We start from the raw sequence: 13,627 nt of genomic DNA, 5'->3' as shown, positions 1-13,627 counted from the left end.
AAATATGGATGACAGGTTTAGTTCTTCATGTTGGCGTAATCTCCTAGAGAAATGATGCGCAGAGTGTAGCGGCTTTTTTGTTCAAAAAGCAAGCTTTCTAACCAAATGAGTACAAAGAGAAAGTTTCACAGCAAGTTGTTATATCGTATTAACTTTTTAACAAAACTTTGAACAATTTCGAGATCTTATCAACACAATTTTTGCCCAAGCCATACTATGCTTAGGGTAAAGATAATCCACATAAGGGCGTGGTTATGAAATACAAACATATCCTTGTTGCACTCGAACTGTCAGATGAAAGCACCGTGCTTATCGACAGAGCGGTATCAATGGCAAACTATCTCGACTCCGATATCTCCTTTATCCATATTGATGGTACGCACGGAGAAATCTATCGCGAGCTTGTAGACATTAAAGAGAACCCGGATCAAAGGCCGTTGAATGAGCATTCAATGGAATGTTTAAAAACATTTAGTGATTACATGGATTACCCACTTAAACATTTCTTCGTAGGTACTGGCGACTTGGCTGATAAATTAGAGGTCACCATTAAAGAGCAAGAAGTGGATCTTCTGATTTGTGGTCACCACCAAGATTTCTGGAGCAAGATTATTTCTTACTCCAGACACTTAATTAACAAGTCACCGGTGGATATTCTAGTCGTCCCTATTCATGATTAGTAAAACGTAACACTTCCCAAAACCACCAATTTATTTGGTGGTTTTTTATTGATATTGAAACAGCTTAAACAGTTTTCCAAACTAGCTTGGCGATCATTTATGAGTTACATTTTCTAACCAACCCGCGCTCCTACTGGGCATGGTTATTTAGATAGCAAGGATCCCTATGGCAAATAAAAAAGTACTCATTCTCTTTGCTCATCCTTCCCAGCATCGTTCAGAAGTGAATACTCCACTTTTCAAAGAAGCTCAAAAAATTGAAGGCGTGACATGTGTTGATCTCTATGGCGAATACCCTCGTTTCGATATTAATATCGACCGTGAGCAGCAACGCTTACGTGAGCATGACGTGGTGATTTTCCAATTCCCACTATATTGGTATTCAACGCCTGCGATTTTAAAAGAGTGGCAAGATCTGGTTTTGGAATATGGCTTTGCTTACGGTACAGATGGCACAGCACTGCAAGGCAAGACCATGCTTTGTGTGCTGTCTGCAGGGGGCAAAGAAGAAGCTTATAAGGCAGAGGGCTACAACCACTTTACGATTCGTCAACTGCTTGCGCCCATTGAACAAATGTCCGCACTGACCGGCATGAACTACATTGCCCCTCTCGCGATGTTTGGCGCACGTACAGCAGATGAAGAAGGGCGAATCCCTCGTCATGTTGAGCGGTACAAGAGCCTGCTAACAGCTTTAGTCGAAGATAGGTTGGATGTTGAAGCTGCGGCGTCATTAATCAAGCTTAACAGCGCATTGCCAGAGCTCATTAAGGAGGCTTCATGACAGGAATATTCTTACAAGCCTTCATATATTTGATTGCTGCTGTAATTGCAGTCCCACTTGCTAAGCGTTTGGGACTTGGGTCCGTTTTAGGCTATCTCATCGCAGGTGTGGTCATTGGCCCAATTATCGGTTTAGTCGGTGAAGAAACAACAACAATTCAGCACTTTGCCGAGTTTGGCGTGGTGATGATGCTGTTTCTCGTTGGTTTAGAGCTCGAACCCAAAATGTTGTGGGCGATGCGCAATCGCTTAATGGGTTTAGGAGGTCTGCAAGTCGGCGGTACCGTCGCGGCGATTATGGGTATTGCCTTATACTTTGACCAGCCTTGGACCATAGCCTTAGCCATAGGTTTGATCTTCGCCCTCTCTTCTACTGCGATTGTTTTGCAAACTTTTAGCGAAAAAGGATTAACGAAGACGGAAGGTGGACAAAACGCTTTCTCCGTGTTGCTTTTTCAAGATATTGCAGTGATACCAATGTTGGCGTTCATTCCCCTATTGGCCTTACCTGAATTAATTGAACAGGCACAGTCCGCAGCACAAACAGCCGCAGCGCACCATGAAGAATTAAGCCTCGTTGCGGGGTTGCCAGGCTGGGCATACGGCATCGTAATCACAGCATCGATAGCAATCGTCGTCGTTGGTGGACACTTTTTAAGTCGACCTCTGCTCAATTATGTGGCTAGCTCTGGTTTGCGAGAAATCTTTACCGCAACTGCACTCATGCTTGTCATTGGTATCGCTGCACTGATGAGTTTAGTGGGCTTATCTCCTGCCTTAGGAACCTTCTTGGCTGGCGTTGTATTGGCGAACAGTGAATTCCGCCACGAGTTAGAATCCAATATCGAACCATTTAAAGGTCTATTGTTAGGTCTGTTCTTTATTACCGTTGGCGCAGGGATCAACTTCTCGGTCCTTTTTGGTGATTTCTGGTTGGTCATGGCATTGACCATTGGCGTGATGGTTTTGAAAGCCTTGGTGCTGTTTATTCTTGCACTGATATTTAGGGTGAAAGGCAGCAACCGCTGGCTGTTTACCCTAAGCTTGGCTCAAGCAGGTGAATTCGGCTTTGTGCTTCTAAGCTTTTCAGTGCAAAACCACGTCATCCCATTTGAACTTTCACAAACTCTTGCGTTAGTGGTTGCGATTTCGATGTTCCTGACACCAGGTTTGTTTATTCTGTTTGATAGAGTGATTCTGCCGCGCTTTGAAAGCCAGTCAAATGAACGCGAAAGCGATACGATTGAGGAAACAGGCACGGTGATCATCGCCGGCATCGGCCGCTTTGGACAAATAGTGAATCGCCTATTGGTATCAAACGGCGTGACTACCGTGGTACTTGACCATCAATCTGACCAAGTCGATAACATGCGCCAGATTGGCACTCGCGCCTATTTTGGCGACGCGACTCGACCAGATATGCTACATACAGCCGGCATTGAGCACGCCGCTGCGTTGGTTGTGGCGATTGATAACCAAGAATCGAGTGTAGAACTGGTGAAGTACGTTAAGCACACGTACCCAAAAGTAACAGTGATTGCACGTGCCTTTGACCGTGGACATGGCTATCTTTTGCGTCAAGCGGGGGCTGATATTATTGAATCAGAGACCTACCATTCTGCATTGGAGATGGGCGGTCACACAATGAAAGCCCTTGGCATTCACCCCTTCTTTGTTGAACAACAGAAGGCGACATATAAGCGTGTTGAAGCACGTAAGTCAGAAATACTTTACAAAGCTTGGGAGGATGATTCTGAAGGTGAACGCTATGACAACAATTTCCGACAACTGTTTATTCAGTTAGAGGAGAAAATGGCGGAAGAGATGCAAAAAGATCGTCATGACAAACTATCGCGGTCAGAACGTGGTTGGACACCGCCACCTAAAGGTTACGCCGATGATTTTAATGAAGATAACGTCCAAGAGCTAACACCACCAAGAGAAGAGCCTATCCAACGATAACGCACTCCATATTAAAACCTCCCACTTGGGAGGTTTTTATTTTTTCAGTACAGAGCCACACGCCGTGCAGGATAAAATGATCTTCTCGATATTACATAAGATCATTCATTAAAATCTCATACTCTTCGTTTGCTTCTTCCACTAAATGAGAAAGCTCTAACGCATCAGTAACTGCAAGATTGAACTGCCACGGAGTTGTGTCTTCTTTACCACAGATTCGAGTTTCACACCCACGACTCTCAAAAGACAAATCATCAAACTCTGTGGTGTGGCGCTCTTGAAGTTCAACAATCTCAACTTCTAATTTACCAACAGGGTTGACTTTAACGTGGGCATGTAAATCCGAACTGTTAGACAAACAATAATCTCTATGAACCGCAATCATGGCCGCCTCCTTGGTCTGCCAACTGACAACTCAACATTGAGTGTAGACGAGGGATTTTGAACGTGGCGTGAAATAATAATGAAGATTGATCTGTCTCATTAGAACAGACAATTGTTGTCATGAAGGCATTAGCCAGCATGAATCTCATCTGATTTAAATTGTTCTGAGATCGTAATAGTTGGCATTTACCGAGACTTTCCCTATTATCGAAACAAAATTACTGTGGTCATTCTTTAGAGGTCAGTATGGAGCTTGAAGCCGTTGCTAAAGCACTAAAAGAGTTAGGGCATCCGACTCGTTTAAGTATTTACAAAGAAGTCGTCAAAGCGGGATACAAAGGTATCGCGGTAGGCGGCGTACAAGAAAAGCTTGGCATTCCAGCATCCACTCTCTCTCATCATATCTCGAGCCTTGCTTCAGCTGGTCTTCTCACCCAGCGCCGCGAGGGTAGAACCCTTTTTTGTGTTGCAGAGTATCAGTGCTTAGATGACGTAATTGGTTTTTTAAAAGCAGAATGTTGCGTTAACGAGTGCTCATAAATTTCTAGCAAAAACGAGAGAGTTTGAGTTTCTATTGAACTTCAGCAGAACGTGAATGACGATGAAAAACATACACACCGAAGTTGCTAAGCTCGGTGTGTACATCTTCTAGTTCGCGACAAGTAACATCGACGACTTAGATGGTACGATTAACTTACCGTCAGTTGGAATGATTTGTTCTGTCATCAAATCAACCCAATTGCCATCCGTTTTTAATGTCAAAGACTGTTGACGCTGTGATTTATTAAGCACCACAATACCTTTGTCACCTCGCTTAAGTACGAGCATGTCATCGTTACCTTCAAGAACACTCATCGGCTCGCCATGCGTCATATTATGGAACTGGATCATTTTTGCCATTCTCGGGTCGCTCCATGCACCTTGCCACCTTGGCTGACCATTTTTACCTTTAATACCGCTGGTGTTTAAGTCGGTATAAATCAACGGCACACCGCCATCTCGGCCTAGAATATAGGCATAAGCTAACCATTCGTTTTCCTCGTCCATGATGAGATCAAGAAAGACATCATTGTTAGGAATATCATGTGTGATAGCAAATGTAATCGCACGACCGGGGGACAAAGCCTGACCAAAACAATAGGGATCAATCAGAGACTTGAAGCTGCCCTTTTTAGCAAACGCCTTAAACATGGTTGAGAACAAAGGGAAATCGTACGCACCTAGGCGAGTTTCCTGTAGATACGGCTCAAGAAACAGCTGATACTCTTCTTCCGTCGCACCGCCATCGGTAATAATTTCACCAAATATATGCACATCCCGCGTGATGTCGTCTGTCCAAACACGCTTAAGATGCTCTAACGTCATGTGTTTCGCAGCGTCAATACGAAAACCTTTCACACCAATAGCTTTCAGCGCCTTTAGGTACGCTCGCTGCTGCTCAACGACATGGTCACAAACACGAAGAGTTGGCAAGCCAGGATCGGTTGGTCCACCTGTGATACGTCCGTTTTGAACCTGCCACTTATCTTTCCAGTCTTTGATGCCGAATGCTTCAACAAAGTCCTCTTCATCAAAAAGTGGTTGAGATAGATCGCCAAACAACGCTAGCGACTGATATTTCTGTTTGTCGTTCTGGTATTCCTCCAAGACCTCTTGTCTTGGGTACTGAAGGTCTCTGCGAAGGTGGGCCTCATTTGCCATATGGTTAAACACTACGTCGGCATAAACCCATACACCAACTTGCTCCAGTTCACGAACCATATGAATAAAATCTTTGGTATCACCCAAGGCATTATCGATAACACGATAATCTTGTGGTTGATAACGCTGCCACCAGCGCTCATCGTGTGCGCTTTTCATTGGTGGCGAAACCAACACAGAGCCATAACCAAGCTCGCGGATTTCTTTTGCTCGTTGGGCAATGTCAGCATACTTCCAATCAAACGCATGTAAGATAACGTTTGCACCGAATGATTGTGTTTCCTGTGAGCCACTCATGTTGTTCTCCTGCTCGTTTCCACTCACGATTACTTGTTTGCATTTTTTTGTGAGTGAATTCAATAATCGAAATTATAAAAGCTATTCATCAGAGGCACTCACCCTTTTAGCACTAACTCAAGGCTGAAATCGAAGGCGTAGCGACTCATCCATTGCACAGCGATAAATCGTTCTGAGTGAATAACGGGCACACAACATACAACCCAAATAGCCCAACACAAACCTAAACCATTGTTTTGCTTAGCAAAAACTTCAATTTAAAAAGATAGAACATAAGACCTATGTACGCCCTAAAATAGGCCCAAAGGATAAAAATAGCCAAGCCAACCCGTTTAGTAATCAATTGTTAATAAAACGAAACTGGCAGGTGGATCACGTTTGGCGCGTTTCAAAAATCCAGTAAATCACCATACCTAGCGTTAAAAGACTAAAGATTTCTGTTTGTATCTGTCCCGAAATGACTTCAAAATGCGAAACTTAGCTTATCTCTATGGGGGATGCTCTACCTTGGAGGATAATAATGAATATCAAAGAATTTTCTGACCTCGTCGGGCTATCTGCTCATACTCTTCGATACTATGAAAAAATCGGTTTACTTAAACATGTCCATAGAAACGCGAGTGGACATCGAATGTATAGTTCGAAAGATCTAAACTGGATAAGCTTTGTTAAGCGTTTAAAAGAAACTGCAATGCCACTTGAAGAGATTCTAGAGTATGCCAAATTAAGGGAAGTCGGCTCTCAATCTGTACCACAACGTCAAGCCCTGTTAGAACAACACCAAGAAAACCTCAAACGCCACATTGAGCAACAGAAAAAGCACTTATCGGCTCTAGAAGAAAAAATTGCCTTGTATAAAAGCGGAAAAGTTCGTTGACTTAGAGTTAACTCTAACGATTAAGGTGTGTTTACGTTTATTCACTAGGAACATACCGATGGAACAATCACGCTTTAACAAAGGATTAGAACTACTCTCTCAAATTGATGGCGACGCTGGTCATAATGTCATCGAAACCTTACAAGATATTTGTCCAGATTTAGCTCAGTACACCATTGAGTATCCGTTTGGCGATATTTATGCTCGCCCGGGCTTAGACCTAAAATCGAGAGAAATCGCAACCGTCGCCGCGCTAACGGCAATGGGGAATTGCGCGCCGCAACTAAAAGTGCACTTAAATGCAGCGCTGAATGTAGGCTGTAGCGAGGATGAGATTAAAGAGATCATTTTGCAGATGTCCGTCTACGCAGGTTTTCCCGCGGCATTAAACGGCATGTTTGCATTCAAAGAAGTGCTAGCGGAAAGAGCAGAGTAATAACGACGTTGAAATCAATTTAACCGCAATTAAAAACGGCCCTTGGGGTTCGGGCCGTGATTAAAACAACGAGTGAATTAGCGCTCAGGAGTTTCAAGCAGTTTAACCGCGCAATCTACCGCGTTGTTAATGCCTTGACTGCTCTCCAACTTGCCTGAACTTGCAGGACCAAGGGCACAAGAATACAAAGCCAGCTGCTTATCGAACGGCAGATCCAACTGTTCATAGAGATTTTGTCGGATTCTTGCATGTTGTTCTGGTTCTTGGTTAGCAAGGCTAATCAACGTTTCATAAATAAGCGTTTTCATGTCTTTCCCTTTTCACTTTATTGCACGGGGTGCATATATATTGTATCCATTTGGGAAGCACAAATCAGAAGCTAGGTCACAGAACGCGTCGCTAAAAAAGTTTATGTGCGCGGTAAATTGCAATACAAACCTAAAGCCGTTTAGAAAAAGGGCAACTGATAACTCGATAAACCAGCCGATTAACTAGCATTCGCCGCTGTTTGTTTATAATCGTGTCCGATATAAACAAAAACGTCGCTGTATCAGCGACGTTTTATCTCGACTTTAGTTAATCGAACCTGTTTAGTTGAAGTGCACTAGCATTTCAACGTCATCGCCTTGCTCTGGAGCCTGAAGAGCGAAGTGCACGTACCCTGCTTCAGTAACAGGAATCGCAAGGTATTCATTGCTGCCTGCATAGTTGGACGCATACTCGTGCTGCTCTACTGTAGGCCAATGCTCCCTACTCGCGTATAGATCGACATTACCAGTTTGAGAGTGAGCCGTTAGCCATACACGAACCTCTTCAACACCTTCAGGCACATAAACTGCTGCATAACGCTGCTTGTGAACGGTAAGCATTTTGGCTTCACCAGACTCTAATACCACAGGTGCTAAATCATCTTGCACTTGGGTTGGCGGTGTTTGCGCTTCCACTTCTAACGCAGCCACAAGATTCACTGAGTCATAGCTATCACGTCCAGTTAAGCTGATGTAGTAACGACCCGCTTTAACGTAACCATCTTGCTCTGGTTCAAACACAATCTCTTCATTGCTGCCATCAGCATAATGACTCATTTCGAAATCATAGTAATGCGCGACTTTGTTGTAGCTCATGTAAAGATCCGCATCACCCGCACCCTCAATAGATACATTGAAGTTAACGGTGTTGGCTGGAACATCAACGTAGAACAGTTTTTCGCTGTATGCTTCGCCACTGAGCTGAAGGCTTTGGTTCGCCGTCAATTCAGTCACTTGTGCTTCAGGGCTTGTTGGTTCTGTTGGCTCTTCTGGGTCTGTATCAGGTTGCTCAGGTTCCACTTTTAATGTGTCCAACCAACGTTCAAACTCAGCATCGTATTGTTGACCTAAAGACGTCACCTGCTGTGCCCATTGTTCGAACTGGCCAGAGCGCGACAATGCCAACAAGCTTTCGACGTCTTGTGGATGATTTTCTAACATGAATCGAACAGCTAGATAACCCCAACGATAGATACGATTGGTATCGTGAGAGTACGTGGTATCAAACACAGTGGAAAGGCTCAGTTTACCATCTGCAATCAGCTCAATCGCAGCTTGGTAACCTTGCTTGTAATGCATGTATTCAGCAAAACCTTCTAGCCACCAAACAATATGACCATGAGCCAAGTTATCGCTGAACGAACCGTATTGGTTAAATCGTGCATCTAAATAGTGCGTGTATTCATGTTCTAGGTTCAAGATAGAGAGATCTTCACCATTCGCGTAGCGATAAGCGACGAAACGCGCAGTATTGTCCGCTTTTGAAGGGTCACCTTCTAGGTACTGACCACCGTTGTCCGTTGTATTACCAAATAGGAATGAAGAGTAATCAACGTAACTAGTGTTACTCGCGAATACCGCCACTTCAACACGATCATTCAAATCATCAGCGACAGGTTGATTACCCGTATTCGCAACTCGATGGAAGTCGGCTTCTTTTGCCGCTAGCACTTCACACGCTTTCGCTGCTTGAGCATCGGTCAGATCCTCAGAGCGAATAATGGCAGGTCCCTGACATTCAAAACGATTTGGCATTACACGTGCAGCTAAATCTTGCTTGGCTTGCTCAATATTCAGACCATTTAGGCCTTCTGGTGCGTAGTAGCTCATCATTTCAACGGCAGCAAGCCATAGTTTGTCATGCTCACTACCCAGTGGATAACGCTGCATCACCTGTTGCATTACTGCCAATGCTTTGCGTTTGGTCTCCTGATCTGGGCTCGCGAGCAAACGACCAGTTTCACGTAATGCATTGAAAACGATAAAGCTTGCATCCGTATCTAATGCCCAAGCATTATCAGATGCGAATTTCACCAACGTATCAATATGGTGTGTATTGTTTGCCATGTATCGGTAGAACGCATCGTTCGCCGCATGGCCTGCCATAGAGCGGAACAAGTTGTTTAAACCATCGACCCATTGCGTGTCCTGCGCGGTTTCACGATTAAAGTGCATCAACGCGGCCATCATGCTATCCATGGTCAGCGGCAACTGCTTAACGTTATCAACCATCAAAGTCAGGCTCTTCATTGCACCAACTTGTTCACGACCTTGATCCAAAGCATGAGGGTTGTTTAGGAATAGGTTCGTCGACTGAGCAAAACGCTGACTCAACGCTTGCGAAAACTCGGGTGTACCAGTACCAGCGTTGTAGCGAACGTAGTAGGCCGCTCGAATAAATTCGCCTAGGTTCTCTAGAATACGAGCTTGATCTGCTTCACCACGATAGCGAGCGATTTCTTGATCCAGCGCGACTTGGATACGGCTTAGGCTCGCTTCACTATAGATATCATTCAGCGTTTCTGAAGGTGCTGAAAACCAAGCGTGGTAGCAATCATACTCAGCACCAGAAACGGCAGTAGCCAGATCTCGCGATTGTTGTAAATCAGCAACAGCACACTGATTTTGTGCAAAAGAGAAGCCAGACACACTCGCTAGCATACAAGCAAGCGCCAAACGATGGCGCGGGAAAAAACGGATATGAGACATAACAACACTCATTGATTATTAACATACATTGAGTGGGGGTTTATATTCTTTACAGCTCAAACAGTGAAATCAGTGTCATAAAATTTATGAAACCGCTCCCAAAAATAGGTCTTTTACTCTAATTAAATGGGAGCAATCCCACTCCAAAAAAACTCACAATTATCAATAAAAACATTAATTTACCTTTTTCTAAATAACGACTTTATGAGGAAAATTGCCCTTAAACGCCCCCCTTAACTCTTCCAGATAGAGTTCACGACAATCAAAGGTTCTAAATTAAATTTTGATGCTTGATACCATCTATTTTTATTTGTGACTCATTCCAAATAAGTCACAGAGTGCATATCAAAAGGTTGGCATTAATGGTAAATTCTCCGCCAAATCAAACACATTTACTCCTCCAGTCATTGATGAGTGAATAAAGCAGATATTTGGCTAGGGATAATACATGTCACTTTGGGGATTTTGGGGAGCGGGGATTGCCTACTTCATGACAACGTTTGCCTTTGTTTTTGGCGGCATTTTTTGGTTATGTTCTGAAGGTAATACATTAAGAGAAACAAAGCGCCAATCATCAATAATGTCCGGGGTTATTGCTTGTACTATTGGAACTTGGGTGCTTGCTTTTGGTGTTTACGTTTACGGTTACTTTTGGGATAACTCTTCTCACTATTATTTTTATTTGCTCGCTCCATGGGGACTTGCCATTTTTGGGGTAAAACTTCGTAACCGCTGGGTTAAGCAATACGCGCGTGTAAAACACGCAAAAGAAGAACAGTGGCAAAAGCACTGGCGAGAATTATTAGGGGAAGATACTGAAGAGCTTCCACCATATACACATGATTACGAGCTCTACTCGGGCATTTGGCAAGCCAATGAAGCGCTCCAAGAACAGTGTTTTGCAGCCCTTCCTCACGGGAAAGCAGTCTACGAGAGAGTGAAAGCCTTCCAAACGATGGCCTCCCCCGCTGGTGACATAAACAATCAAGTTTTGCTGAGTAAACTCGATCAACTAGAGGATGAAATCATTCAAGTTCTTGAGCAACACTCGCAAAAGAAAGTAAGCATTGAAACTGGCGCAGGTACTTTACACAAAGAGTCAAAACGCAATGTTTATCACCATGAGAATGGCCCAACAGAAGAGCAACTGTACGACTCAATCAACCTCCAACATGATTTGGATCGAGAGCTACGCAACATTATCTATGATCGGCTCGGTTACGATGGCGAAGATGAGTACTTTTTCCTCCAAGCGCCACTCGAAGAGCTTACCGAGAATGAAACCGCAATCAACTGGATGCTCTGGGGGTTAGTAAGCAACCATTTTGCTGTTGACCCATACCAAACGGCGTTGGATCTCAGCCTAATGAATGCGGAACCAAGATGGGGGCAAAATGAACGGTTTGTAATGATTACGGCTCAATAAACGCAAGTACTAAGTCTAATTTTAATACAACCTATTCTGAGACCACCCTCGCGTTGGTTAACTTAGCCAGTAAGCGGCCAACGCGATCGCGCATTTCACGTCTATCGACAATCATATCTAGCGCACCATGCGCTAGTAAAAATTCACTTCGCTGAAACTCGTCTGGTAACTTTTCACGTACCGTTTGCTCAATGACACGTCTTCCCGCAAAGCCAATACTTGCTTTAGGTTCACCAATATTGATGTCTCCTAACATGGCTAAACTCGCCGAGACGCCACCATAAGTTTGGTCCGTCAATACTGAGATATAGGGTAATCTGTGCTCAGATAAGTGGTTTAACGCGGCGCTGGTTTTTGACATTTGCATGAGTGCCACCAAAGACTCTTGCATGCGCGCCCCTCCGCAAGCGGAAAAACATACTAACCCAGATTTTGTATTAATTGCGCTTTCAACTGCTCGGACAAACTTCTCGCCAACCACTGCGCCCATCGAGCCTGCCATGAAAGAGAATTCGAATGCACACGCAACAACAGGCAGCCCCAATAACTTGCCCTCCATCACCACCAACGCATCTTTTTCTCCAGTCGTTTTCTGTGCTAAAGCAATTCGCTCTTTATATCGCTTTAAGTCTTTAAAACCCAAAATATCTTGTGGCTCCAACTCACTTGCCAACTCTTGTTGTGTTCCATGGTCCAGAAAAGAGATCAACCTTTGACGCGCAGCCATTCTCATGTGATATGAGCATTTAGGGCATACTTCCAAATTTTCTTTTAACGCGGCACGATAAAGTATTTGTTCACACTCAGGACACTTTGTCCAAACGCCCTCAGGGATAGACGCTTTGCGCGAACCTATTATATTTTTATTCTCAAATAACCGTTCTAACCAGCTCATAAATTCACCACTATTGATTACGTTCTAGCGCGATATCTCGTTGTTTGTTCGCTTAAACTTGTAAATAAAATTGTATGTAACTTAGTACAGGGATAAAGTGCGATATGCTGGCTTGATAATCCAATAAAGTGGGATAATGAAATGTTTGATAACGTTGACCAAATCTGGTTAAAAAGTTTTCACTGTGTTTATGAGAACAACAGCTTTAAGCGAGCCGCTGAGTGTTTGAATATACCAACATCAAATATCAGCCGACACATTGCCCTGCTTGAAGAAAAGTTAAACATTAGGTTGTTCAATAGAACAACAAGGCGAATGACGCCTACCGAGGCTGGAGAAGAGCTCTATAGCAGCACTCGTCCGTTATTGGAGCAACTCAACGCCGCACTAGAAACGGTAACGCGCCACTCGCACACGGTAACAGGGGAACTGCGAATTCTTATGCCAGACACACCTGTACTGGCCAAAGCGGTTGTCACCTTTTGCACGCAATACCCGTCAATCTCTTTGTCTTGCGATACAACGCTAAACCCTAAAGATGATGTTATTGACAGCTTTGATGTCATTTTGAGTTTTCATAGAGGGACTTTGTCAGACAGTAACTGGGTGGCGAGAGAGATAAAACGCTGGCCCAGTGCCATTTTAGCCGCGCCTCAACTAATTGAGAAATACGCCACCCCTTACAAAATTACGGATCTAAGTCATGTTCCCTGCATCACGACGCTTACCGCAGTAAATGGTGCACCATGGGTATTCAGAAACCCTGTTGGGGGCCATATTACTCAAACTGTGCAATCTTCATTCAAAGTAAACAGCGGTCATCTCGCCAGATATGGCGCGTTATCAGGGCTTGGATACGCAATATTGCCAATTGAGTCATGCCAAAATGAGATCAAAAATGGTGAGCTAGAAATCGTCACTCTAGAGTACGAACCTGAGGATTTAGTGCTTTACGCCTTTTACTCGTCTAGAAAACATGTAGCTAAGAAAATATCTATGTTTGTTGAACATTTAAAGCAAAACGCAAAACTTAACGCCTAGCTAAGCTTTACTCAACTAATTTATCGTATTCTGTTTTATCGTCTAGAAAGGACAAACACCGCTAAGCGATTTGAGACTCGATTTTTTCAAATAAAAAAGCCAGCAATTAACATTTACTGGCTTTTATT

General features: G+C 43.8%; 13 protein-coding genes. 8 read left to right on the top strand and 5 right to left on the bottom strand.

Going from position 1 to position 13,627, the window contains the following annotated elements:
- Positions 1–254 precede the first annotated feature (254 nt).
- The 3 genes from J4N40_RS24540 (at position 255) to J4N40_RS24530 (ending at position 3,425) form a co-directional block, all read left to right on the top strand.
- A complete protein-coding gene (locus J4N40_RS24540; protein WP_005375398.1) occupies positions 255–680 on the top strand; it encodes a universal stress protein in 426 nt (141 codons plus the stop codon).
- Between the two features lie 166 nt (positions 681–846).
- A complete protein-coding gene (locus tag J4N40_RS24535; protein WP_005375391.1) occupies positions 847–1,464 on the top strand; it encodes an NAD(P)H-dependent oxidoreductase in 618 nt (205 codons plus the stop codon).
- Positions 1,461–3,425: a monovalent cation:proton antiporter-2 (CPA2) family protein gene (locus tag J4N40_RS24530; RefSeq protein WP_005385095.1), complete on the top strand. Its 1,965-nt coding sequence runs from the start codon at positions 1,461–1,463 to the stop codon at positions 3,423–3,425. Before J4N40_RS24535 ends, J4N40_RS24530 begins: the two co-directional genes overlap by 4 nt.
- Positions 3,426–3,516: 91 nt before the next feature.
- On the opposite strand, the gene J4N40_RS24525 is transcribed toward J4N40_RS24530, so the two are convergent.
- A complete protein-coding gene (locus J4N40_RS24525; RefSeq protein ID WP_005392536.1) occupies positions 3,517–3,810 on the bottom strand; it encodes a hypothetical protein in 294 nt (97 codons plus the stop codon).
- Positions 3,811–4,055: 245 nt separating this feature from the next.
- Between J4N40_RS24525 and J4N40_RS24520 the strand changes: the two genes are divergently transcribed.
- Complete coding sequence (locus tag J4N40_RS24520; RefSeq protein ID WP_005375388.1) at positions 4,056–4,349, top strand: ArsR/SmtB family transcription factor; 294 nt, start codon at positions 4,056–4,058, stop codon at positions 4,347–4,349.
- Between the two features lie 108 nt (positions 4,350–4,457).
- Here the strand turns inward: J4N40_RS24520 and J4N40_RS24515 are convergent, their stop codons facing one another.
- The gene (locus tag J4N40_RS24515; RefSeq protein ID WP_250654582.1) at positions 4,458–5,807 is read right to left on the bottom strand and encodes an alpha-amylase family protein; all 1,350 of its coding nucleotides are present in this window, start codon (positions 5,805–5,807) and stop codon (positions 4,458–4,460) included.
- Positions 5,808–6,327: 520 nt separating this feature from the next.
- Between J4N40_RS24515 and J4N40_RS24510 the strand changes: the two genes are divergently transcribed.
- Together J4N40_RS24510 and J4N40_RS24505 are read left to right on the top strand one after the other, a co-directional pair.
- Positions 6,328–6,684: a MerR family transcriptional regulator gene (locus J4N40_RS24510; protein WP_005375386.1), complete on the top strand. Its 357-nt coding sequence runs from the start codon at positions 6,328–6,330 to the stop codon at positions 6,682–6,684.
- 58 nt (positions 6,685–6,742) lie between these two features.
- Positions 6,743–7,120 (top strand): carboxymuconolactone decarboxylase family protein, encoded by a 378-nt coding sequence (locus J4N40_RS24505; RefSeq protein WP_005375385.1) that lies wholly within the window; start codon positions 6,743–6,745, stop codon positions 7,118–7,120.
- Positions 7,121–7,197: 77 nt separating this feature from the next.
- On the opposite strand, the gene J4N40_RS24500 is transcribed toward J4N40_RS24505, so the two are convergent.
- Complete coding sequence (locus J4N40_RS24500) at positions 7,198–7,428, bottom strand: PAS factor family protein (protein WP_005375384.1); 231 nt, start codon at positions 7,426–7,428, stop codon at positions 7,198–7,200.
- A 282-nt stretch (positions 7,429–7,710) separates the two neighbouring features.
- A complete protein-coding gene (locus J4N40_RS24495) occupies positions 7,711–10,137 on the bottom strand; it encodes a M9 family metallopeptidase (protein WP_085569320.1) in 2,427 nt (808 codons plus the stop codon).
- A gap of 448 nt (positions 10,138–10,585) precedes the next feature.
- On the opposite strand from J4N40_RS24495, the gene J4N40_RS24490 reads away from it, so the two are divergent.
- Positions 10,586–11,563, top strand: a complete 978-nt coding sequence (locus J4N40_RS24490; protein ID WP_065275418.1) for a hypothetical protein — start codon at positions 10,586–10,588, stop codon at positions 11,561–11,563.
- Between the two features lie 31 nt (positions 11,564–11,594).
- Here J4N40_RS24490 and accD read toward each other — a convergent pair whose 3' ends face one another.
- The gene (gene accD, locus J4N40_RS24485; protein ID WP_017821534.1) at positions 11,595–12,458 is read right to left on the bottom strand and encodes an acetyl-CoA carboxylase, carboxyltransferase subunit beta; all 864 of its coding nucleotides are present in this window, start codon (positions 12,456–12,458) and stop codon (positions 11,595–11,597) included.
- A 141-nt stretch (positions 12,459–12,599) separates the two neighbouring features.
- Between accD and J4N40_RS24480 the strand changes: the two genes are divergently transcribed.
- Positions 12,600–13,499, top strand: a complete 900-nt coding sequence (locus tag J4N40_RS24480) for a LysR family transcriptional regulator (RefSeq protein WP_115386754.1) — start codon at positions 12,600–12,602, stop codon at positions 13,497–13,499.
- Positions 13,500–13,627: the final 128 nt, after the last annotated feature.

Source organism: Vibrio sp. SCSIO 43097, assembly GCF_023650755.1.
Classification (GTDB): Bacteria; Pseudomonadota; Gammaproteobacteria; order Enterobacterales; family Vibrionaceae; genus Vibrio; species Vibrio alginolyticus.
The sequence above is the reverse complement of the archived record's forward strand: the minus strand, read 5'-3'. Positions and strand labels throughout refer to the sequence as shown.

Excerpts from the sequence above, each read along its gene's own strand:
- J4N40_RS24515 (WP_250654582.1), bottom strand. The coding sequence starts at position 5,807 with ATGAGTGGCTCACAGGAAACACAATCATTCGGTGCAAACGTTATCTTA.
- J4N40_RS24520 (WP_005375388.1), top strand. The coding sequence starts at position 4,056 with ATGGAGCTTGAAGCCGTTGCTAAAGCACTAAAAGAGTTAGGGCATCCG.
- accD (WP_017821534.1), bottom strand. The coding sequence starts at position 12,458 with ATGAGCTGGTTAGAACGGTTATTTGAGAATAAAAATATAATAGGTTCG.
- J4N40_RS24530 (WP_005385095.1), top strand. The coding sequence starts at position 1,461 with ATGACAGGAATATTCTTACAAGCCTTCATATATTTGATTGCTGCTGTA.
- J4N40_RS24540 (WP_005375398.1), top strand. The coding sequence starts at position 255 with ATGAAATACAAACATATCCTTGTTGCACTCGAACTGTCAGATGAAAGC.
- J4N40_RS24535 (WP_005375391.1), top strand. The coding sequence starts at position 847 with ATGGCAAATAAAAAAGTACTCATTCTCTTTGCTCATCCTTCCCAGCAT.
- J4N40_RS24505 (WP_005375385.1), top strand. The coding sequence starts at position 6,743 with ATGGAACAATCACGCTTTAACAAAGGATTAGAACTACTCTCTCAAATT.
- J4N40_RS24500 (WP_005375384.1), bottom strand. The coding sequence starts at position 7,428 with ATGAAAACGCTTATTTATGAAACGTTGATTAGCCTTGCTAACCAAGAA.
- J4N40_RS24510 (WP_005375386.1), top strand. The coding sequence starts at position 6,328 with ATGAATATCAAAGAATTTTCTGACCTCGTCGGGCTATCTGCTCATACT.
- J4N40_RS24480 (WP_115386754.1), top strand. The coding sequence starts at position 12,600 with ATGTTTGATAACGTTGACCAAATCTGGTTAAAAAGTTTTCACTGTGTT.
- J4N40_RS24525 (WP_005392536.1), bottom strand. The coding sequence starts at position 3,810 with ATGATTGCGGTTCATAGAGATTATTGTTTGTCTAACAGTTCGGATTTA.
- J4N40_RS24490 (WP_065275418.1), top strand. The coding sequence starts at position 10,586 with ATGTCACTTTGGGGATTTTGGGGAGCGGGGATTGCCTACTTCATGACA.
- J4N40_RS24495 (WP_085569320.1), bottom strand. The coding sequence starts at position 10,137 with ATGTCTCATATCCGTTTTTTCCCGCGCCATCGTTTGGCGCTTGCTTGT.